The 23,779-nt window shown below is 55.4% G+C and carries 12 protein-coding genes; 10 read left to right on the top strand and 2 right to left on the bottom strand.

Features of this window, described 5'->3' with window-relative positions:
* Window positions 1–62 precede the first annotated feature (62 nt).
* The 10 genes from E9954_RS08625 to E9954_RS08580 all read left to right on the top strand — a co-directional run bounded on the left by E9954_RS08625 (window position 63) and on the right by E9954_RS08580 (window position 20,934).
* A complete protein-coding gene (locus E9954_RS08625; RefSeq protein ID WP_136078788.1) occupies window positions 63–1,499 on the top strand; it encodes a sulfatase-like hydrolase/transferase in 1,437 nt (478 codons plus the stop codon).
* Between the two features lie 4 nt (window positions 1,500–1,503).
* Window positions 1,504–3,219, top strand: coding sequence for a hypothetical protein (locus E9954_RS08620; protein ID WP_136078787.1), 1,716 nt, complete (start codon window positions 1,504–1,506; stop codon window positions 3,217–3,219).
* Window positions 3,220–3,265: 46 nt separating this feature from the next.
* Entirely contained in the window at window positions 3,266–5,314 is a 2,049-nt protein-coding gene (locus E9954_RS08615) for a sulfatase family protein (protein ID WP_222847110.1), read from the top strand.
* Window positions 5,315–5,366: 52 nt separating this feature from the next.
* Complete coding sequence (locus E9954_RS08610; protein WP_168442099.1) at window positions 5,367–7,457, top strand: alginate lyase family protein; 2,091 nt, start codon at window positions 5,367–5,369, stop codon at window positions 7,455–7,457.
* Between the two features lie 4 nt (window positions 7,458–7,461).
* Window positions 7,462–8,922, top strand: coding sequence for a sulfatase family protein (locus E9954_RS08605; protein WP_136078785.1), 1,461 nt, complete (start codon window positions 7,462–7,464; stop codon window positions 8,920–8,922).
* Window positions 8,919–11,651, top strand: coding sequence for a sulfatase family protein (locus E9954_RS08600; protein ID WP_136078784.1), 2,733 nt, complete (start codon window positions 8,919–8,921; stop codon window positions 11,649–11,651). The genes E9954_RS08605 and E9954_RS08600 overlap by 4 nt, the downstream gene beginning before the upstream one ends.
* Window positions 11,652–11,952: 301 nt before the next feature.
* Window positions 11,953–14,997, top strand: coding sequence for a GH116 family glycosyl hydrolase (locus E9954_RS08595; protein WP_136078783.1), 3,045 nt, complete (start codon window positions 11,953–11,955; stop codon window positions 14,995–14,997).
* A gap of 125 nt (window positions 14,998–15,122) precedes the next feature.
* Window positions 15,123–16,544, top strand: coding sequence for a sulfatase (locus E9954_RS08590; protein WP_136078782.1), 1,422 nt, complete (start codon window positions 15,123–15,125; stop codon window positions 16,542–16,544).
* Between the two features lie 2 nt (window positions 16,545–16,546).
* Window positions 16,547–19,015 carry a glycoside hydrolase family 95 protein gene (locus E9954_RS08585; RefSeq protein WP_222847109.1) on the top strand — a complete coding sequence of 823 codons (2,469 nt, stop codon included), beginning with the start codon at window positions 16,547–16,549 and terminating at the stop codon, window positions 19,013–19,015.
* 47 nt (window positions 19,016–19,062) lie between these two features.
* Window positions 19,063–20,934 carry a glycoside hydrolase family 97 protein gene (locus E9954_RS08580; RefSeq protein ID WP_136078780.1) on the top strand — a complete coding sequence of 624 codons (1,872 nt, stop codon included), beginning with the start codon at window positions 19,063–19,065 and terminating at the stop codon, window positions 20,932–20,934.
* Between the two features lie 9 nt (window positions 20,935–20,943).
* On the opposite strand, the gene E9954_RS08575 is transcribed toward E9954_RS08580, so the two are convergent.
* Window positions 20,944–21,609, bottom strand: a complete 666-nt coding sequence (locus E9954_RS08575; protein WP_136078779.1) for a response regulator — start codon at window positions 21,607–21,609, stop codon at window positions 20,944–20,946.
* Entirely contained in the window at window positions 21,606–23,567 is a 1,962-nt protein-coding gene (locus E9954_RS08570) for an ATP-binding protein (RefSeq protein WP_136078778.1), read from the bottom strand. Before E9954_RS08570 ends, E9954_RS08575 begins: the two co-directional genes overlap by 4 nt.
* Window positions 23,568–23,779: the final 212 nt, after the last annotated feature.

Genomic DNA, 23,779 nt, shown 5'->3' with positions numbered 1-23,779 from the left:
GCACCGTGCTACGGCTGGACGGAGGAGGCCGCGTGGGTTCCAGAGTTTGGAAAAGGAAAGAAATGATGAATATCACAAATAGAATCGGACTGGTTTTGCTGGGGATTGGTTTCGCGTACAGCGTTTTTGCCGGCCAACCCAACATCCTGCTGATCTATGTCGACGATCTGGGCTATGGCGATCTGGGGTGTTACGGCTCGGAAACGAAGACGCCGAATATTGACAAGCTTGCCGGTGAAGGGGTGCGCTTTACCGATTATCTTTCCGCCTGCAGTGTCTGTGCGCCGAGTCGTGCGGCGGTACTGACCGGCCGCTACCCGCAGCGGGCCGGTCTACCAGTCTGTCCTAATGTTAAAGACGTTCCGTGGAACGATTATGTGGGGTTGCCGCTGAGTGAGATCACGATGGCCGAGCTGCTCAAGGATCAGGGCTATGCCACGGCGGCGTTCGGGAAATGGCATCTGGGAAAACTGGATCTCTTCGGTCCGCTGAAGCAAGGATTCGATAAATATGTTGGCACTCCCTGGAATTTTCCGGTCGGCAAGGCCAACGAGTGGTATCACGACGACGAGCCGCAGGGTGAAATACGTTTTGCCGAGGCACATCAAAAACTGACCGATGCGACGATCGGATTCATAAAAGAGCAGCAGGTGGCTGATAAACCGTTCTTTATCTACCTCGCGCACTATCTGGTGCATGGCCCGTGGTCGCCGAACAAAGAGTTTTGTACCGATGCGGAGTGGGCCTCCTATCAAAAGATAAAAGGGAAAATGAATCCCATGGTTCTTCCGGCGATGGTGCGCGAACTCGATTATCATATCGGACTGGTCATGGACTCGCTCAGGGAATTGGGACTTGAGAAAGATACGCTGGTTGTGTTTGCGGCGGATAACGGCCCGTGGCTGCCGGCCGGATCGGCCAAGCCGCTATCCGGCGGGAAATATCTCACGATGGAGGGCGGGCAGCGTGTGCCGGCCATGATCTGTTGGCCGGGGCATATTTCGGCAGGGCAGGTGAGTGATGAAATGGTGTCGGCGCTGGATCTGCTGCCGACCATCGCCGACGTCACCGGAGTCTCGTTACCGACGGATCGAAAAATCGACGGCTTTAATCTGATGCCGCTGCTGACCGGCGAGACCGCAGCGAGCCCCCGGCAGGAATTCGTTTACTACAACGGCTTAACGCTCGAAGCGGTCCGCCGCGGGCCGTGGAAACTGCACCTGCCGCGCAAGGTGGCCAACCTCGTCTATTGGGCCAAGAAGAAGGGCGATTACAAAAACCTGAATCATTTTGTGCTTAATAATCTGTCCGTCGACGTAGCCGAAAAGAATGATCTCGCAACAGCGAATCCGGAAAAAGTGCAGGTGCTGAAAACAATGGCGGAGGAAACGCGAAAGGAACTGGGCGATTGGAACCAGGACGGAAGCGATCGTTCACACAATGACTATCCCGGCCATTTAAATACGCCCAATTTTACGAAGAAGCGCAAGGGGAAATGATCCGATGAAAAACCGATGGCATCTTTTCTTTGTACTGACTCTTTGTGTCGTGAATCTGGCTCATGCCATGCCAGACATTACCGAGAATCGCTATGCCACGTTGAAAGACGCGGCTTATTGGCCCTCCGTTAACGAAGGGGATTATATTTTCTTTCAAGGGAACAATGACAACGGGGATGATATTTATGCGGCAGGTGGCTCCAAGCATCTTAGAATCGAACTACCGGTCGGGAAAAAGATCCTCATCTATGCCGGTGATTATGACCGTATCCTAATCAACGGCGCCGATTGCTGGAGCACAGCCGAAAAGCCTACGTTGATCACGAACCTTGGCGGACAAGTGCGTTGGGGGAATAGCAACGAAGCGAATCAATACCGTGGGCTCGAACTGTATAACTTTGATTATTTGCATCTAACGGGAAAATATGATCCCGACCATCAAACCGGAGATCCGAAGTTCCTCGGGCATGACGATGGCGCCAATCTGGGAACGGGCGATTACTATGAGCGCTACGGGCTCTGGGGTAACCCAAGATGGTCTGGCATCATCTACTATAAAAAATATGGCAACGGCGTTCGCATCCGCAATTTTAAATCGGTCAAAGTCGATTATGTGGCCAGTTGGGGCGGCTACTTTGCCTCGTTCAATGTGAAGACCGATAACCCGGCCGATCCCGGGGAAGTCGCCGTTGATATTCAGGACTGTTTTGCAGGCTTTGGCGAAGGCGAAGCCTTTTATATTTCCTACTCAACGAAGGCGCATAATCAGGACATCACAAAGCTGACCTTGAAAAACAATATTATCGCATTCACGGGCGCCGAGGCACTGCAAACCGATAACCTGGCCGAGGGATCGGTCATTGAAAACAATGTGGCCATTGGTTCGGCCACGTTTTACCGTCATCCTTTCCAGGCAAGATATCAGGATAACCTGCACCAGCTCTCGTTTGTCGAAGGCGGTATCACGATCCGGAACAACATTTTCGCCGGCACGAACGGGGCACTCCATAATTTCCGCTATCGCGATGCCGGGCCGGGGAGAACCAACCCAAGCCAGGATAAGCCCGTCACGCTCGCCAACAACTTCTATGGCTTTAGCCGGACGACGATGGGGTATGTGTGGCCAGGCGATGGCATCACGCCCTACATTTTTTCCGATAACATCTATGGGGATATCTCGGTTCCGGAGTCGGATGATTCGGTAATCGTATCCGACGAATCAACGGAGGGCTTCTTCAAGCTGGGGAATAAAAACACGGACATCCTCTTCGATGGGAACATCTACCCAAAAGGCAAGGACCTATATTTTATGAGTTCCGGAGATGGCAGCAATGTCAGGCAGAAAGGGAACGAACGGAAACCCGCTCCGGCCCTTTTGTTCGAGAATTCCGGGTTTGCCGATGGCTTTGATTGGCGCACCGTCAGTGCTTGGGCGGCCCAGTATAAAAACACGCCGAAATCTTCCGGGAAAAACAAGGATGGACAGTTTATCCCCTATGCTAAAGGGGATATCGTCATATTCCATGATGCCGGCGGGAACACCAAATTCTTTAAATGCCTGCAAGACCATGCGGGCGATTTTAATCCAAATACCGCCACGCAATACTGGGCACATATGACGTGGGACGGACGTAACATGCCGCCTTTCGACCTGCGGCTTCGGAAAGGCAGTTTTTATTATGATCGGGGTATGGGCCTCACGTATAATGCCGCGAAATAAACGAAAGAAGAACGTGCCGCGGTGGTGATATAATGGAGAAGAACGTGTGAAGATTTTTCGTGCAGTAATGGGATTCGCGTTGGTTCTGGGGATCGGTGCCCGTGGAGACGAGATAGCCGTCGGCGATGTGATCGGTGTCGATTTCGGGCCGGTTGCCCATGCCAATCATTTTAATGTGCTTGCAGAAGGTGCGCAAAAGTTTGTGGTGGGGAATCATCTCGTCCAGACGAACAGCTCGGTCGTTAACTTGTCGGGGGCAACCATGGACGGGGTGTCGGTGATTCTTGATGCGACCGCATATTTTTCGAACGATGATGCCGAACATAACCTTGGCAATCCACCTGTGGTATACAGCACCGAGAATCTGACGGACTGGATCGGAGTGGTAACCGGGAAGGGCGGATTGTTGACCATTACCTTTACGGGCTTGAACGATGCGTTTGGGTATGACCTAAACATTGGAACCGCCTTTAAGAAGAATGATGCCCCGAATGGAACGACCTACAGCGCCGCCGGGCGGAGCGTTACTAATGATGACGTGTCTGAAGATCCAAACTTTTTCGATTTGAAAGGGTTACCCACGGATGGGAAGGGCAATTTGGTGATTACCGTTTCCGGAGCAAAGGCGTCCGCCGTGAGCGCGCTGACTCTAAAGGCAGCCGAGCCGGCTGCGATACGTACCGCAGGCGGCCCGCCTGCAACGGTGGGCAAGCCGGTTCGTGTGTCGGAGCGGAGTGCTGCGGATGTCGCGGGATCGAAGCCCAATTTCGTTATCATCTTTACGGATGACCAGGGCTATGCGGATCTGAGCTGTTTTGGTGGCGACCATGTTTTTACGCCGAACATCGACCAAATGGCCAAGGAGGGCGCGCGCCTGACCAGCTTTTATGTGGCGGCACCACTCTGCACGCCGTCGCGCGCGGCGCTGATGACGGGTTGTTATCCGGCGCGGATTGATATGGATATTCCATCGTCGATTACGGTCGAGGAAATCAATAAGAAACCATTTCCCGTCTGTCTGGCGGGGGATGGGCGAGGCCTGAATCCGAAGGAGTTGACGATTGCCGAGGTGGCGCAGTCGGCGGGCTATAAGACCGGCATGTTCGGCAAGTGGCATCTGGGAGACCAACCCGAGTTTTTGCCGACCCGTCAGGGGTTTGAGGAGTTTTTCGGATTGCCCTACAGCCACGACATCAGTCCGAAGCATCCGAGACAGAAGGTGTTTCATTTTCCGCCGCTGCCGTTGATGGAAGGCGAAAACGTCATTGAACTGATGCCGGATTCGAACTATCTGACCCGGCGGATCACCGAGCGGGCGGTCGAATTTATTAAGCGGCATAAGGACGAAAACTTTTTCCTGTATGTGGCGCATCCGCTGCCCCACGGCCCGTTGGCGGCCTCGCCTGAAATAAAGAAGGAATACGCCCAGGTGATTCCGGAGAATGATAAGGCCAAAAAGAAGCTGTATTCGACGGCGGTTTATGAGCTCGACTGGTCGGTCGGGGAAATCCTGAAAGCGCTCAAGGAGCAGGGGGGCGATGAAAACACCATTGTGCTGTTCACCACGGATAACGGCCCGGCGGGCCGGAATGGTTCCGCCAAACCGTTGAGCGGAGGGAAGGGGAAAACCCTCGAGGGCGGGCAGCGGGTGCCTGCGGTGATCCGCTGGCCCCATGTGATTCCCGCCGGACTGGAGACGGATACCCTGCTGACGGCGATGGATGTGCTGCCCACCTTTGCGAAGCTGAGCGGTGCGACGCTTCCGGATGATCTGGTGATTGATGGAAAAGATATGATGCCCGTCCTGCTGGAAGATGCGGAAAGTCCTCACGAATATTTCTTCTATGCCCACTGGGGTGTGCTGGAAGGCGTCCGCTGGAAGTCCTGGAAGCTGCGCATCGTCGATGGAAAAGAGGCCCTCTATAATCTGGAGGACGATATTGCGGAGAAGAAAAATGTTGCCGCCGCCCATCCGGAAATCGTTCAGCAGCTTAAGGCGGCGATGGCCGGTTTTGAGAAAGAGATGAACACGAACGTCCGGCCTGCGGGCTCCGTAGAGAATCCCAAGCCGCTGTCCATTGAAAGGAGTCGGTGAGCCGATGGGTGGATCATATGCCATGCATCACTCCCAAGGAGAACGTGATAAAATGAAATTTCGTATGTTGACGTGTTATAGTTTGCTGTTTTTGGCCGCGGTTGCTTCGGGTTCTTCGGTGATGGCGGAGCGAACCTTTGTGCATCCGGGATGCCTGCATAAAAGGTCAGACCTCGACCGGATGAAATATATGGTGGAAACGAAGGCCGAACCGTATTGGTCGACGTTCAAACAATTGAAGGAATTTCCCAAGGCCCGGTTCGACTACACGGTGCTGGGTGATCCTTCGATGACCGAAACGCAGCCTAATAAGGGGGCTTTTATTTCGGACACAACCGCGGCCTACCTGAATGCGCTGATGTGGTACATCACGGGCGATGAGCGCCACGCGCAAAAGTGTGTGGAAATTTTCAATGCCTGGCAGAATATCCGACAAACGAGCGGGTTCGCGCTGAATTCGGGGAACCGTCCGTGGAAAATGATCGAGGGTGCGGAAATCATTCGAAGCACCTACGACGGCTGGGCGGAAGAAGACATTGAAAAATTCAAGGCGATGCTGGTCTATCCGGGCTATTCCACGACGAAGATTCCGGAAGGCGATACATCCTTCTACTGGAATATCCTGAACGGCGATCCCGGGCGCCATGGCAATCAGGATGCGATTGCGTTCCGGGCCATGATTTCCATGGCGGTATTCCTGGATAATGAAATCATGTTTGATCGCGCCCTGAACTATTACAAGGGGCTGCCGCACCGGCCGGATGATCTGCCGTACGCATCCGGCCCCGGAGTTTCAACCGAGGAAATCGGCGACAATCCATATTTCACGACCTATAAATCCAAGCGGGAGACGCGGGAGGAAGATTACGGTTTCAACGGTACGCTGGATCACTATTTCTGGGAAAACGGACAGTGCCAGGAAAGCTCGCGCGACCAGCAGCATTCATACTTTGGTTTAAGCATTTTCCAGATGATGGCGGAAGTGGCCTGGAACCAGGGCGACCCGGCCTGGAACTATCTGGACAACCGGCTGCTCAAGGCCTTTGAATTTTCGGCGCGCTACAACACCTCGTTTATCAAGTCCTATCCGGATCAGCCGGCGCCGTGGGAACCTACGGTGGAATCGGGCGAGTTTATCGAGCGCAAGGATCGAACCGGTCGCTGGAAGTCGAAGGCGATCAATCCCTATTTTGAAGGCGATTTTGAACGTCTGAGCCGCGGTAAATTTACGGAACACCGCCCCATCTACGAACAGGCGTGGGCTCATTTTGATGTCCGCATGGGGCAGGGCGATCAGGCCGTCTGGACAAAGCGCTCCCTGGATCTGGTTGGAATCGAAGGCAACGGATGGAATACGGATCATCCCGGTTGGGGCGGTTTGACGTTCCGACGTCCGGATGGATGTGCAGGGGATCCGGTTCAAGGGTTTTCAGACGGGGTTCCAACCTTTGGAATACACGTATTGCCGGCTGCTATCGAAGCGGAAAACTATGACTGGTTTCCAATGTCAGGAAACGGGCGCACGTATTATGACAGCACCGAAGGCAACCGGGGCAAAGCGTACCGGAACGATGATGTGGACATTGTGGCGCTGCCGGGGGGCGGGCATGCGCTCAGCGAACTGACCGATGGCGAATGGCTGGCCTATACCGTGTATGTTCCAAAGACTGGAAAGTATGATCTCAGCGTTCGCTACAGGGCTCGCGAAGAGGGGAAGGTTCGTTTTGAGTTTCAAGGGAAGGTCGCGACAGATGTCGTCACGCTGCCGGTGACCGAGGAGCCGGCATGGAGCACGTATTCCGTTGCCCGGCAGGTACCGATTGAACAGGGCGTGCAGCAGATGAAGGTATCGGTCTCCGGCAGCAATGCCGCCTGTATCATGGATCAACTGATAGTCGAAGAATCAAAAAACGTCGGGGAGCCGGTGGTCGTGAAGGCTCCTGCTGCAGAAAAGCCTGCAGTTGTTGAGCTGCCCGAAGTCCCGACGGCTGCAGAAGTGATTCCGGAAGAGACCCGTCAGCGCTCAAGCTTGCGCACGCTCTGGGCCGACGGGAATCAATGGGTATTGGCGGGAGCGGTCGCTCTTGCCGTCGGGTTGTTTGTTGGGCTGTTGCGTCCAAAGAAAAGAAAGAAGCGGAGATAGCATTATGAAGACTTCAAGGAAGCGTATTTCATGGATGATATGTGGAGTAATTCTGATCGGTTTGCACTCGTTGGTTCTGGCCGCAGTGCAGCCTCCCAACATCATTGTCTTTCTGACGGACGACCAGGGCTACAACGACGTGGGGTGCTTTGGTTCACCGAATATCAAGACGCCGAATTTTGACCGGATGGCGGCGGAGGGAATGCTGTTCACCAGTGCCTATGTGGGCTCGCCGGTCTGCGGGCCGAGCCGGTCGTCGCTGATGACCGGTAGCTATCCGATCCGCATCGCCGAACCCGGGAACAAGAAGGCGTTGCATACGATTCCCCACACCAAGGAACTGATGATTCCGGAGGTGCTGAAGCAGGCCGGGTATGCCACGGCCATTCTCGGAAAATGGCATGCCGGCGATGCAAAAACCAAGGGGCATCCGCTGGATCAGGGCTTTGACTACTTTTTTGGTACGCCCAAGTTTAACGGGGTTACGAAATTAATTGAGGAGAGTAAGGTTCGTGCTCCGCTGATTCGTAACCGCGAGGTGGTGGTGAAAGCCATTGAGCAGAAAGAGATGGATCAGCTGACGACCTGGTACACCGAAGAGGCGATTCAATTCATTACCAAAAACAAGGAACAGCCGTTTTTCCTCTACCTCGCGCACAACATGCCGCATGTTCCGCTGGGTGTTTCGGACAAGTTTCGCGGGAAGTCGGAAGGTGGATTCTATGGCGATGTGATCGAGGAGCTGGACTGGAGCATGGGCGAGATTCTTAAAACGCTCAAGCAACTGAACCTGGATGGCAATACATTGATCGTTTTTGTTTCGGACAACGGGCCATGGATTGAAACAGGGGTCATCGATGACCATGCCGGCCATGCCGAGCCGCTGCGCGGGGCGAAAATGAAATCGTGGGAGGGCGGCCCGCGTGTGCCGTGCATCATGCGCTGGCCGGGAAAAATTCCTGCCGGTAAAACCTCGGATGCGATCGTGACCACCATGGATTTACTGCCGACCTTTGCCGCACTGGCGGGAGAAAAACTCCCTGCTGATTTGATTATCGACGGAAAAGATATTCTGCCGCTCATCACCGGCGAGACAGACCAGTCGCCCCACGAATACTACTATTATTATTGCTACACCGACCTGCAGGCGGTTCGGGATGCCCGCTGGAAGCTGGTGCTGCCACGTCCGGCCAAGCCGGAATGGATGAACTGGTGGGCGCGGATGATCGACGAGGTCAAAACCATTGAGCTCTACGATTTGGAGTCGGATGTCGGCGAGACGGTCAATGTGGCCGCGCAGCACCCGGAGATTGTTGAGCGGCTCAAGAAGCAGATTGAGAGTGCCCGCATTGAGCTCGGCGATGCCGGAACCATCGGCTCCGGCGCGCGCTTCTTCGATAACGGCAAAAAACGTCCGGGCATTGCCAAATACAAAAAGTGGAAAGCCAAGCAGTCGGCAAAATGATGATGCGTTGGAAACAAAAATGGATTGTTGTTATGCTTGGGCTTGGGTTGGACGTTTCTTCCATGCAGGCGGCGCTTGGGACGGGTGATGTGGTTTGTGTCGATTTCGGTGCAACCGCCTCCTCGGGGAATTATAATATTCTCAATGCGACTACTTTGATGATCGATGATGTCACTGAATTCAACTCTGGAGGTCTATTGACTAATGTTGATGTGGCCGTAACATCCGGCAACCCCCGCGATCTGGTTGGTAGTGTGGCCTCGACGCAGGGGTTCGAACCTATGAATACGACGGATGCCGATGTGTATTCGGATTCGTTTGGGAGCGTTGATGGCGGTAGTGCCGACACGATGACGATTACCTTTACCGGGCTGGACGATTCTCTGCGGTACACGATCGTCGGGGGGAACGCTCGCGCAAGCGCCACGCCCAACGCCTCTACGACCTGGACGATTGCCGGTGAAGTTGCGCAGAATACAGGGAGCGCGACGGCGTCGGATGGTTACGTTGAGTTCCAAGAAGTCTCAACAACATCGCCCGGCACATTGGTCATTGAATTGACTGAGAATGGCGGTACCTATGTAGCCGTCTCGCAGTTGGCACTGGAAGCCACATCAGGGTCGGGGCCGGATCCTGAAGAGGGGGCTGCGATTGCGGCGGGCGATGTGATTGGGCTGGACTTCGGCGACACGTCTCCCGCGAATTCTTTTAACGATATTTCCGCCAACGGTACATACGGTATGTTGAAACGGATCGCCGATGGAAACTCGGTGACCGGGATCTCCGTGAAGGTTACTGGTGCGTCGTTTTATAAAAGCACCGGTCCCAATGATTCCTTGAGCGGTCTTTCAGCCGATTATGACGTGTCGAATGTAATCGACTGGGCCGGGGCCAGCGATACATGGACCGTGATGTTCTATGGGCTGGATGACTCGCTGATTTACGATATTGAAGGGGTGATCGGTGGGTTTACGAACAATGCGAATACCGATACGACCTACCTGCAGGCAGGGACGTTAACGAATAGGTTTGTTCCGGCTGTTGCTTCGGCTGATCCCCGGATTGCCCGTATATCCGCAGCCCGGTCTTTTGGTGGTGTTTTAGAGATTGCTGCAAAGCCCGGCTCGAAGGTTCCTGTCCTTTCGGCCCTGACGATTACGGCAGTGGAGAGCAGTACCAATGAATTGATTGTGGTTCCGGACATTGTCGAACTTACGGTGGGAAGCGAGAGCAACGTGACGTTGATTCTGGAGAGCGCCGGGATGAATTATGTCGTGCAGCAGTCTGACGACCTCCAGCAGTTTTCTGCGGTCGATTTCGATGTGGAGAGCAACGACACCGTGCGGCTCAGCGGTAGCGAGAACGTAGATGCCGATGGGGATGGAAACGCCTTCTTCCGGCTGAACCGCAGGCCGAATTTTGTCATTGTTTTTGCCGATGATCAGGGATATCAGGATCTCGGTTGTTATGGATCGCCGGACATCCTGACACCGCGAATTGATGCCATGGCGAGCGAGGGGATCCGTTTCACCAGCTTTTATGCGCAGACCGTCTGCGGACCGTCGCGGGATGCCCTGATGACCGGCTGTTATCCGATGCGGACCGCAACGCCTGACGACAGGTCTGTCGTCCATTGCCGACTGGCCCATTCCGAAGTAACCCTTGCCGAGATTCTCAAGGAGGTCGGGTATGCGAACGCCGCCTTCGGTAAGTGGGATTTAGGCGGCCACTCCCAGACCACCTATGATCCGGACTATCTCCCGCTCGCTCAGGGGTTTGATTATTTCCTGGGCACCTCCGGTAGCAACGACTCGACGGTGAACATCATCGAAAATACGACCCGTATTGAAAACAATGCGGACATGAGCCAGCTGACGAGGCGCTATACCGACGGAGCCATCTCGTTTATTCAGAACAACAAGGATCGGCCGTTCTTTGTCTATCTGGCCCATACGATGCCTCATGTGGATTTGGCCGTTTCCGACGACTTTCTGGGGACTTCGGCGGGCGGGCTCTATGGCGATGTGATCGAGGAACTCGACTGGAACGTCGGCCGCATCCTCGATGCGCTGATCGCGGAAGGGCTCGATTCGAACACCTATGTGATCTATATGAGCGACAATGGGCCATGGTATCTGGGAAACAGCAGCTCGCATGTCAACGAGTACGGCAGCGTTGCTGAAGCGGAGGCGATGGGCGGCTCGGCCTTGCCGCTGCGCGGCGACAAGGTAACGAGCTGGGAAGGCGGTTTCCGGGTTCCCTGTGTCATGAGAGCTCCCGGTCGGATTCCTGCCGGGACGGTGTGTGATGAAATCACCTCCACGCAGGACATCATGCCATCACTCGCAAAACTGGCCGGGGCGTCCGTTCCCAAAGATCGCGTGATCGACGGCTGTGATATTACCGCCCTGATGCACGGTGTTGACGGTGCCGTCAGCTCGCGGGAAGCCTTCTACTATTATGTCCGAGAAGACCTTTATGCGGTTCGCGTCGGAAAGTGGAAGCTGCACGCCGCGCATGATGCCGATCCCTACTGGTCGAGGTATTACAGGGATGGAGACTGGTTCGATATACCCTCGCCGATGCTCTTTGACCTCGAAGCCGATATCGGGGAAACGACCGATGTCGCCGCCACCAATCCGTCTGTCGTCAGCAATTTGCTGGAATATCTTGAATTTGCCCGAACCGATATCGGCGATGGAGAGCTGATCGGTGAAAACGCGCGTTAGACCCAATTTCGATATGGAGGCTGTTGTGGGAAGGCCATGGCGTACATACGTGATGTAGCGATTCTATGTTAATAGGGATACCATCTTCAGTTTGCTTGTGGGATCGTAGAAGCGGCGCCCTCGTCGCTTGAAGTGCAGTGGGCAAGCGGTGGGGGCACCGCTTCTACGATTAGGACGATTACAAAATGAAGATGGTATAACCAATAGATAGGTCTCGGTGTGACGCGATTGCGCCACATGACAACCCTTCCGGTCGTGACCTGCTTTATGTAAGCTAGTGATTTTGAATAAGGAGAAGTCGATGAGGGAGAAAGAGATTGTGAAACGAATTGCCTGGTGGATGTGCGTACTGCTGTATACTGCGGCGGCGCAGGCCGTACCGTTAACGGATTCCGGAACGTATTTTGTCGCGGGTGGAAACCCGCAGGTGAACGAAAGCGTGATCCGCTCCGGCAAAAACAACAACGGCCAGATTGAATTCATTGGGTACGCGACCTTTGATCTGTCCGGTGTCGCTGCGGAAGATGGCGTTTCGCTGTCGTGCAACTTAAAGGCCTTTTCCGGCAAGCCCTCCGGACTGGTGGTGGATTATCTTGGAACCTTCGGTGATGGCGACCTCGATGTGGAGAGCGGTGCGGAATGGACTGCGGCCTCGGCGGAGAGCAGTCTCTCCCTTTCCCCGAAAGGGAAAAGCTTTGCTGTAAACATGGGGCTTCCCGCTGATTCGCTGGTGAGCCGCTACGCGGTGTTTCGTTTTAAAAATGAACAGAAAGCATCCCAATGGGATCTTTCCTCGCTCAAGCTGACCCTTGCCGAAGGCGCGGCGGTTCAGGTTGAACAGAAGGCTGAGGAGCCGTCGAGGAATCCGATGGAGACGGCGGAGTTGTACCACAAAATGGTTCCCGCCGAAAAAGAGCTGGATCCGGATTGGGTGGAGTCATTGACCGAACGCGGGCATCCGCTCGATGCGGCCATTCGCGGTTACAAGGCGGACGATTCGCTCCAGTATATCGGCATGCCCGTCGGCGGCATTGCCTGCGGATCGTTGATCATCGATGGTGCGGGGCAGCTGTATGCCTGGGATGTTTTTGGTGCGCAGCCCAAGGGAATCATTGATCAGGATGTCGAGCTGCCGGAGGGTTACCTCGGGTTTAAAAACGGATTGCGGAAAACCATTCGTATTCATGACGGCGCGAACTTCATGAATCCGCCGACGGTTGAGAAATTTCCACCGCCGGTGAAGAGCGGCTTTGCGCTGAAAATCAAAGGAGGCTCCGAATTTAAACTGGGTTCTGACGATTGGGAGTCGGTTGAATTTGAGGGCCAGTGGCCCGTCGGCAATGTCACCTATGCAGATTCCTCGTCCCCGGTCAGCGTGCAACTGGCGGCGTATTCGCCGTTCATTCCTTTGAACGTCGAAGACTCGAAACTCCCGGCAACGGTGATGGCCTATACGCTGGTCAACGGATCATCAAAACCGGTTTCGGTCGAGTTTGAAGGCTGGTTGGAGGTGCCGGGTCGGAATGCCCAGCTGCAATCCGAATCCTATGACGGGGCCACCGGTTTTTCCCTGATGATTCCGAAGATGGGCAAAAAAGCGGGAGGCTCCCTGGGGTTGACCGTGGTGGGCGATGCAAAAGCAGTTGTAAACGACGATGCGAACGGCCTGTGCGTTTCGGCCCAGCTGGCTCCGGGCGAGCGCAAAACCATTCCGTTTCTCATCACCTGGCGGTTCAATCATGATGCCTATGCGAAGAAGTTCAACAACTCGGCGGCGGTCGCTGGCTATGTTGCCAGCAATTTTGAGCGCCTTTCGTCGCAGACCCGTTGCTGGGCTAAAACGTGGAATGATACGACGCTTCCGCAATGGTTTATGGATCGGGCGATGGCCCCGGCGAGTACCATGCAGACGGCCAACCTGCAGTTTGCCGGCGAGCGCTTGTGGGCATGGGAAGGCATCGGTGCCGGGTCGGGCACCTGCACGCATGTGTGGCAATACGCCCAGGCGATGGCGCGCCTGTTTCCCTCGTTGGAACGCAACCTTCGCGAGGTAACGGATTTCGGCCTCTATCAGATGCCGGACGGCGGTGTTCCGTTCCGCCCGTCGAAGGATAAGACCAAGGTCGCGATCGATGGACAGTGCGGCACCGTGCTGCGTTCCTACCGCGAGCACCAGATGTCGGTGGATGATGAGTTCCTGAAGCGCAACTGGCCGGCGATCAAAAAGGCGGTCAACTATCTGATCGAGTTCGATAAAAACGACGATGCCTACGACGGACTGCTGGATGGCGAGCAGCACAATACGCTCGATGCGGAATGGTACGGCAAGGTGCACGTGCTCTGTTCGCTCTATCTCGCCGCGCTGCGTGCCGGAGAAGAGATGGCCATTGAAATGGGTGATGCCGGTTTTGAGAAGCTCTGCCGCGATACCTATGAAATGGGCAGCAGGAATATCGAGAAGCTCTACAACGGGGAATACTACGAGCAACTCGAAGACCCGAACCACGCCGATGCAATCGGCGTCGGCCCCGGTGTCTACATCGATCAGGTCTACGGCCAATTCTGGGCCAATCAGGTCGGGCTTGGACGGCTCTATAACGAGGAACACATCCGCTCCGCGCTGAACGCCATTTGGAAATACAACTATCTGACCGATGTCGGCCCCTTCCGCGAAGTGTTTAAAAAAGGACGCTTCTACGCATGGAAAGGCGACGGCGGCGTCATCATGTGTTCGTGGCCCAACGGCGGGGTTACCGAGAAGCAACGCGAGTTCTGGACGTATGGGTACTTCAACGAAGTCATGTCCGGATTCGAGCACCAGCTCGCGGCCCACATGATTGCCGAGCGCGATCCCGAGCTGCTCACCAAAGGACTCGCCGTTATGCGGACGATCCACGACCGCTATGCTCCGGCCAAGCGCAACCCCTACAACGAAATCGAGTTTTCCGATTTCTATGCGCGCGCCATGGCGTCGTACGGCAGTTTCCTCGCCGCCTGCGGATTCACCTATAACGGCCCCGCCGGCACCATCGGTTTCGACCCGGTCATTCATCCGGAAAACTTCCGTGCACCGTTCACCGCCGCCGAAGGGTGGGGCACCTTTTGCCAGACCATCGGCAAAGAAGGGATGCAGGCTGAACTCGCCGTGAACTGGGGCCGCGTGAAACTCCAGACGATTCGGTTGAATCCGCAGGGGTTGAAGGCGGAAACGGTCGAAGTGTCGCTCGATGGGAAGAAACTGAACGCGACGCTGGTAAAGCATGAGGGCGGGGTTGCGGTCGAACTCGGTGCCCCGGTCTCCATTGCTGTTGGCCAGACCCTTGGGGTGGACATCGGGAGGTTGTGATTTTTGATGCCAAATACCCTTTTCCGGCGATACCGCTCCTTTGGCAACCTGTTAATATAGGTGTTCGTGCTATTCACGTTTCGGCAGGACGGCTGTATGCTCCCGCTGATGGACGGAAAGATATTATGAAGAAAATGAAGTGTAATACATCTTGGCCCGGCATGCTGACGACGCTCGCGTTGGGCGCATGCATGGTTGCGTTGGCAGCGGGGGGCGCTGGGAAACAACCCAATATTGTTTTTATCGTGGCGGATGACCTCGGGCCGGGGTGGGTTGATTTTGACGGGAGCCATCCCGAAATCAACACGCCGAACCTCGAACGGTTGGCCCGGAGCGGAATGGTGTTCACCAAGGCGTATGCCGCGGCCACGGTTTGCTCGCCAACCCGCGCCGCACTGATCACCGGCATGTCGCCGGCGCAAATTGGCCTGACCACGCATATCCCCGGAATTGCCGGAAGGGAGCGCCCGGCACCGAAGGGCGGACCGCGGGATGCGGAAACGCTTAAACATTTGCCGCTGGAGCTGCCCAGCTATGCCCGTGAGTTGAAAAAACAGGGTTATGCAACCGGCTTTCTCGGGAAGTGGCATTTGGCCGGCGAAGGTTCGGTAAAGTCGAAAGACGGTATCGTAGACAGCCGCTACCATCCGGAGCATTACGGTTTTGATATTAATATCGGCGGGTGTGCCTATGGGCAGCCCAGGTCGTGGTTCGATCCCTACCGAAATGGAACCGTCGAGGATCGCCAGAAGGGTGAATACCTGACGGATCGTCTGGGCGACGAAGCGGTTTCGTTCATTGAGGCCAACCAGAAGAAGCCCTTTCATCTATCCTTGTGGTTCTACTCGGTGCACACCCCGATCAAGGCCCCGAAAGAGCTGGTTCAAAAGAACGGCGGGAATGCCTATCTGGCCATGCTGGAAAGCATGGACGGCGCTGTCGGCAAGGTGCTGGATGCCCTCGAGGCCACCGGAACGCGTGGCAACACCATGGTTGTTTTCTATTCCGATAATGGGGGCGACAAGCCGACCTCGTGGCTGGCGGATAAGAAAGGTTCGATGCTGGAGGGAGGGCTCCGGGTGCCGATGGCGGTCAGCTGGCCGGGGATCATCAAGTCCGGAACCCAGACCGATGTGCCGGTGAACAGCATGGACTTTTTCCCAACCTTTGTGCACGCGGCGGGCGGGGCGACCCAGGGGATTAGCCAGCTGGAAGGGCTGGATCTGATGCCGCTTTTCCAGGGGGCGGAAAAACTGGACCGCGACGCCCTCTACTGGCACTACCCGCACAACCGGCCCGATGTGACCTATTACATGGGCAGCTCCATTCTCCAGGGCGACTGGAAGTTTTATGAAGGGCACGGAACGATTCCGGATGCGTTGTTCAACCTAGGGGACGATCCAATGGAAACCACGAATCTGATGAAGCAGAATCCCGAGCTGGCGGAACGCATGCATGGTAAGCTTGCCAAGTGGCTGCGTGCGGTGGATGCCAAAATGCCGCCTCCGGTGGACGGCCAGCAAACCGCCGGAAAATCAAGGAAATGAGCATGGGCGGTTTTAAAGCTATATTGGGGCTATTCCTCGTCGTGGCATCGGTTGCCGCGGCCGACGAGCGGCATGTGTTGCACTATGATGCCCCCGCCAAGGAGTCGGTCGAAGGCAAAGGGAAGAAAGGGAAAGGCCTGGGCTACATCCAGACGGCGTTGCCGCTGGGCAACGGCAGGTTGGGCGCCATGTTTTCCGGCGGGATCGATGCCGAGCATCTGATGCTCAACGACATCACGTTGTGGATGAATGCGAAGCGCGGGCAGGACGCCGTTTCGCAGTCTTCGGCCCGTCGCGTGGCGCCTGCGGATTTCGAGCAGGTGCGCAAGGCGTATCGCGAGGGTCAATACGGCTCCGGGGACGGAAGCTTGGAAAGCCTGGGCACGAAATACCTGAGCAGTCCGGAGCCGCTCGGGAACTATGCGCCGTTCACGGATCTATGGATCGAAACCGGCCACGACCCGGACAAGGTTGAGGACTACCACCGGGCGCTCGATTCGCGCACGGGCCTGGGAACCGTCAGCTATGCGATCGGCAACGGGAAATTCAAACGGGAATTTTTCTGCAGCTATCCGCACGATGTGGTGGTGGCCCGCTATACGGCCCAGGGCGCAACACTCAACCTGACGGTAAAAACCTCCACCAAGCACAAGGGGGCGCAGGTGAAGGCCGCAGGCAACAGGATGGTGCTGACCGGTGAAGCAACGATGGTTCGGGACCATGTCGAATTCATGCAGGTTGTGCAGGTCGATGCCGGGAACGCAAACGTGGAAGCTCAACCGGACGGCTCGTTAACGATTTCGGATGCGTCTGAAGTGACGATTCTCCTGGCGGGCTATTGCGATTATCTGCCGGTTTATCCGGCCTTCAAGGGGCGCGACTACAAAGCGGATTGCGAAAAGGCGATCTCGGCGGCGGCTAAGCTTGGATTCGCCGCCCTTAAAAAAGCGCATGTGGACGATTTTTCGGCGTTGATGAACCGCTGCCGGTTGGAGTTGGATTTCGAGCCTTCGGGCAAGACGACCGACCAGCTCGTTCAGCAAGCGAGCGTGGAGCTGGAAAACCTGTATTTCAATTACGGTCGCTATCTGCAGCTGAGCTGTTCGCGCGGCGCTCCGGTTCCCTCCAATCTGCAGGGACTCTGGAACGATTCGCTAAAACCGGCGTGGAACTGCGATTACCACACCGACATCAATGTGCAGATGAACTATTGGATGACGGATACCGCCAACCTGCCCGGATCGTTCCGGCCGTTTGTGGAATGGATGAAAGTTTTGGCCGAATCAGGCACCCACACCGCCCGCGAAACCTTCGGCGTCGAACCGGGCTGGAGCATGGGGCTTAACGGCAATGTCTTCGGTTTCACCGCGCAGAATGTGCATGGCCGGCGGGGCCAGCAGTCCGCGCATTGGCTGTGCCAAAACCTGTTCGAGCACTATGCCTTCAACCAGGATCGTGCTTATCTTGAAGAGATCTATCCCATCATCAAAGGCGCGGCGGAATTCTTTGTCGGATTCCTCGCCCCATGGAAAGACGGCTCGCTCGTGGTCTACCCGACCTGGTCGCCGGAAAACACCTTTCTCTCCAAGCAACATGGCAAACTCAACAAGCAATCCTATGGCGCGGCGTGGGATCAGCAGCTCGTGCTCAACCTCTTCACCGATTGCATCGAAGCCTCCACGGTTCTTGGAACCGATGAAGCCTTCCGCCGCACGCTGCAGGAGATGATTCCAAAACTCTGCCCGCAGAAGATCGGCCAGCACGGCCAGCTTCAGGAATGGCCGGAAGACTGGGACAGCCCAACGGATAAGCACCGCCATATTTCGCACCTGATCGCCCTACACCCGGGGCGCGATATTTCGCCGCTCACCACAAAGGAACTCTACGAAGCCGCCCTCGTGACCATGGCGCACCGCGGCGACGAATCCACCGGCTGGAGTACGGGCTGGAAAACCTGCTTCTGGTCGCGCCTTCACGATGGCGACCATGCGCACCGGATCTACCAGTTCCTGACCTCGAAACGGGCCTATCCGAACCTGTTCGACTTTCATCCGCCGTTCCAGATCGACGGCAACTTCGGCGGCGCGGCGGGGGTCTGCGAAATGCTGTTGCAAAGCCATCTGCGCAGCGTGAACCCGAATGCGAAGACCATCGAACAGGCCGCGTTTGTTGCCTATGAGAAGGCCGCGGGGAATCCGAAGCATTTTGTGCCGGTGGTGCCGGATGGACAACTGGCCCAGGCCCCCTATATCCTGCATCTGCTTCCCGCATTGCCGTCGGCCTGGCCAAACGGGAAAATCTACGGGCTCAAGGCGCGCGGTGGATTCGAGGTCGATATCGAGTGGGCGAACGGCAAGCTGGTTAAAGCCACGGTCCGCGCCTCCCGCGAAAGCAAATGCCGCGTCTACGCGAACGGCAAGCTGAGCGAAACCATTGCGCTGAAAAAAGGTGAATCCAGAGTCTGGAAGTAGTAACTTCAATCAAATTTTGAATCCCAAAACTCAACAAAGGTTCCATCATGAAGAATATTCAATCTATCACCATGCTTATCGTGGCACTATTGCTGCCGTCTATCGGATCTGCAGTTGTGGAAATCAGTTCGCCGGACGGGATGGTATCGGCATCGTTTGACGTGAAAGACGGGGCGCTGTTGTATTCGGTATCCAAGGATGGGAAATCGATGGTTTCCCCCTCCAAAGTGGAAATCTTTGCCGGCGCAAAGATGGCGGTCACGGGGCAGACGATTAAGAAAAACGATTCAACCTGGAAGCCGGTGTGGGGGCAGTTCAGCACCATCCGCGACCATCATAACGAGCTGACCCTGAACCTGACGGCGGACGGCACACCGGTGACGTTGCTTTGCCGGGTCTTCGATGACGGTCTGGGAATCCGCTTTGTCCTTTCTGAAGAATCCAAAGGACAGCAGATCGCGTTTGTTTCGGAATACAGAGTGTCCGCGGGCGACAACCACTATACCCATGGTGGAGAGGCGGGGGTGAAAGGCCCGTTCGCACTGGCTGCCCAAAAGAAATATTCCTTACCCCTGGTTTCGCTGTGGGACGATGGTGCGGCGGTTGCGCTGCTGGAGTCGGATCTCTATTCCTGCCTCGGATTCAAACACATGGCGCTTCGCTGGAACGCGGCAGCGAACGCGGTTGATGCGTCAAGCCAGAGCGTTTCAACCGGCGCCGGGCAGGTTACGCCATGGCGGGTCGTTCTGGTGGGGGATTCGATTGCGGAGTTGATGGAGAACCATGTGGTGCTGAACCTGGCCGCACCCTGCAAGTTGAAGGATACCAGCTGGATCAAGCCGGGCAAAGGGCTGTGGGACTGGCGGGTCCATGGCTACGACAACGGCGAGTTTGTCTATGATATCAACACAAAAAGCTTTCTGCGCTATATCGACTTTTGTTCGGAGCAGGGGATTGAATATGTGACGATCGATGACCATTGGTTCCTCTCGGCGGGTAACGGAAAAATGGAAATTTCTCCCGAAGTGGACATGGAAAAGACCATGAACTATGCAAAGGAAAAGGGCGTGGACGTCATTCTCTATTACGACCGCAAGAAAGGGGATTTCGGGGACGAGACGCTTTTCGATTACTATGCCGGGCTGGGCGCCGTCGGGATGAAATATGGATTCATGGGTAGCAAGGCTGATTTCACCCGTGAGTCCATTGATGCTGCGGCGGAGAACAAGATGCTCATCTTCCATCATGACGGGCCGGTGCCGATGAGCGGTGTGGAGCGCACCATGCCGAACCTGATCACCCGCGAATATTGCCACGCGCAGCAGGATAGCCGCCGTGCGTTCACGCCGGAGTCGTTCCTTAAAATGGCGATGGTCAGTGCTTTGGTGGGACCGCTGGACCAGGCCAACGGAAACTTCGGAATCAAAAGCATCAATGCCGGCGAGCGGAAGAAGGGGCCGAAGAAAAAGAACAGCTATATCTCCACGGTGGTCAGCGAATGTGCGCGTTGCCTGGTTGTCTACACCGGCCTGATTACGCTTCCCGACGCGCCGGAAGAATATTTGAAAAAAGCCGATCTGTTTGAATACCTCAAGCAGATGCCATCCACCTGGGATGAGACCCGGGTGCTGCATGCGGCAATGGGGGAATCGGTTTCCGTTGCCCGCCGAACAGGCAATGCCTGGTTCGTCGCTTCGGTCAACGACCAGACGGCGCGGACGCTCGATGTTACGCTCGACTTCCTGGAGCCGGGCAAGACCTATGCGGCCACGCTCTATCAGGATGCGCCGGATTCGCACGGTGTAAAAAATCCGGAAGCCTACGAAATCAAAACCGCAACCGTGAAGCAGGGCGACGTGGTGCCGGCCAAAATGGCCGTCGGCGGCGGCCACTGCATGTGGATCCAGCCGGCAGAATAGAAGCCCGTGTCAGTTATCGCGATGGAAGAGGCCGAGGCGGTGGGCGCAGTGGACGGCGGCGGCGGAGTTGGGGACATTAAACTTGTCGTAGATGTGGCGGATATGGGTGTCCACGGTATAAACGCTGATCTTCAGCTTCTGCGCGATCTCTTTCCGCGCAAGACCTTCGCCCATAAGAAGGAGTGTTTCAAGTTCCCGGTCGGAGAGTAGGTTTTCTGCGTTGAGGTTCGGGAGTTTGTTTTTGAGGGTGTCCATCATGAAGCGGGCAACTTTGGAGTCGAGGGTTGATCCCCCTTGCGCAACGGTCCTGATGCCGTCTTTGATCTGCTGCACGGTGGCTGATTTAAGCAGGTACCCTCTGGCGCCCTCGGCAATCGCACGCAGTACGTCGGCTTCCTGATCGGATTGGGTCAGAATGATGATGCTTGAATTCGGCGCGGCCTTAATTAAATGAGGAAGCGCTTCAAGGCCGGATATTCCGGGTAGGTTCAGGTCGAGCAGGATAATGTCGGGTTCGGTCCGGGTTTCCATGCTTTGGAAACTCTGGAGTGCGCGCTCGGCCAGTCCAAACTGATTGATGAGTTCCATTTCTTCTTCATGCTCTATGGCGAAATCTATTACATCGCGATATTCTGGATTATCTTCCACGAGCATGATTTTAATTTTCCGTTTCATCGTTTGTCGGTTCTCCTGAATTTAAATTTGCCGGGCCTGAAGGTCAGGATGATGCTGGCTCCGCCGGTTTCCGATGTGCCGGAGGAAACCTGACCGCCGAGCAGTCGTGCGCGGCGCTTGAGCGAGGACGGGACGTCACCGGAAAGGCCTTGTCCATTGTCGGATATGACCAGAATTATTTTTTTATGTTCCGTGTAAAGGTGGACGTCGACTTTATCTGCTCCGGAATGGCGGCTGATGTTGACGAGGCTTTCCTTGTAAAAAAGGAATAGATCCGCTTTGGTGCGGGGTGGCAGTTTTTCGAGAATCTCTTCGCCCTCGATGGATAGGTTAAAGTCGATGTCGGTCATGATCCGGTTGGCGGTACGCTGCATGTCGTCCGGGAGTTTCCCGAAAATTTCGGCCTCCTGCATTTCCGCGCAGTGTCGGGCGGCCTCACCGCTGCGCTCCGTCAGTGCCCGGATTTTATCAACGGCTTTAACCAGGATATCCGGCGAATGGATGGCGTCTTTGGCAATGTCGCCGAGCAGGCCGATGGCATGAAGGTTGGCGCCGAGTTCATCGTGCAGGTCCGCGGCAAACCGGGTTTTTAATCGGACAATCTGGCGCATCTGGAGGTTGCGGCTGATGAGGATCGTGAAGCCGATTCCTCCGGCGAGCAGGACCGCGAGCCAGCTGACGAGCTGCAGGTTCTTTCGTTGGGCGATGTAGCGATTTTCAATCTCCTCATAAATCCGGGGCAGGGCGGATTCAAGGTCGTGCCTTCGGGCGAGTTGTTCCATCCAGTCCCGTATCGGCAGGATCTCGCCGTAGAGGTTCCGACCGTCTGTAATGGCGCTCAGTGTTCTGTTGGGCAAACTGAACGTGTAGTTGATTGCGGCCGTTTTTCCCTTGGCCACGTTTCGACCGTTGGAAAATAGTTCAATTTCTGCGCAGCCAAAGGTGGAGTGTATCCCGTCGACATAGGGTTCTATGATGTTCATGCGAAAATAGCGGCAGCGGGTTTCGGGGAAGCGTCTCATGATGATCGGTCCCGCATCGAATACATGTTCGCGCTTATATTCCATGAGTACGACCGCATCGGAAAAATCGGAGTTTTCGGCACCTTCAATCTGTATATGAGAAGAAATGCCGACCCCCGGTTTTGCTGATTGGGGAATGGTGTCGGACAGTTCCGCCGTGTGGAAATGTATGCGGTTGATATTCCGGGATTGCCCAAGGTCAATGGTTAGAGAGGGATCTTTGATGCCATCAACATGACTCATAAACGCAATGCTTTTATCGCCGCCGGCGGCATCCATCAGATAGGGAACCTGTCCGTCCACCAACGTCGTCTTTGCTCGGGAAGGGTTGTTGTGGCCTGTGCTGGAAAACACTTCAACCGGGCAGTGCAGCGCCACATTTTCAGGACCGCTGAACACCATGATTTCCGAGAGCTGGAGGATATATTGATTGTCCCAGTCCCTGGAGGAGAGTTTTGTGGCTTCGAGTTTAACCCAGGACGCTTTGATGGCTTCGAAGTCAATTCTTAAAGGCGCGATGCGCGGAAGTAGACAGTCCTTTTCTGTGAAAGAGGCAATTTCCACGGCTTCCGGATGATCGGCCGTTCCGGCCAGTATTCTGAAATCTACCGGAAAACCATCGCCATGAAGTCCAAGTTTGGGATCCCTCCGAATAATCGGGGTGAGGATGATCTGATCTATGAGGGTTTCGGACTCCAGCGTAACCCTGATCCATTCGGTGTGGTGCGGGTCCGGGTGATATGTAGACCGGTGCCCGGCGGTACCAATGCCGCTGCGCATACTATAGCTGGCCAGATCACTTAATTCCTCCGCCACCTCATCACGCAGCACTTCCAACTGGCTTAGAGAAAGATTTTCCAAGGGTTGGGAAATCTCCGCAGCAAAAAGCAACGGAATGACGGCCGCAATCAGGCTTATTGTTAACAATATTCGCATAGTTCGTCTTAAGTTAGCTCATCCATATCAGAATTCAGCCGATTATTAAGGATATAAATCATCCTTCTCGTGTTTGAACCCACCCTGCTACCTTCCTTTATATCAGGAGTGGCTTTTTTTGGGCATCGCTGAAAATAGCGATGTGCAGGATTTTTTTTGGATCTAGTTTAGACCTTGAATCAGGGAAGGCGTGGGCCGCCCCGCTTAAACGT

The sequence above is a fragment of the Pontiella desulfatans genome (assembly GCF_900890425.1).
In the GTDB taxonomy this organism is placed as follows: Bacteria; Verrucomicrobiota; Kiritimatiellia; order Kiritimatiellales; family Pontiellaceae; genus Pontiella; species Pontiella desulfatans.
The sequence above is the reverse complement of the archived record's forward strand: the minus strand, read 5'-3'. Positions and strand labels throughout refer to the sequence as shown.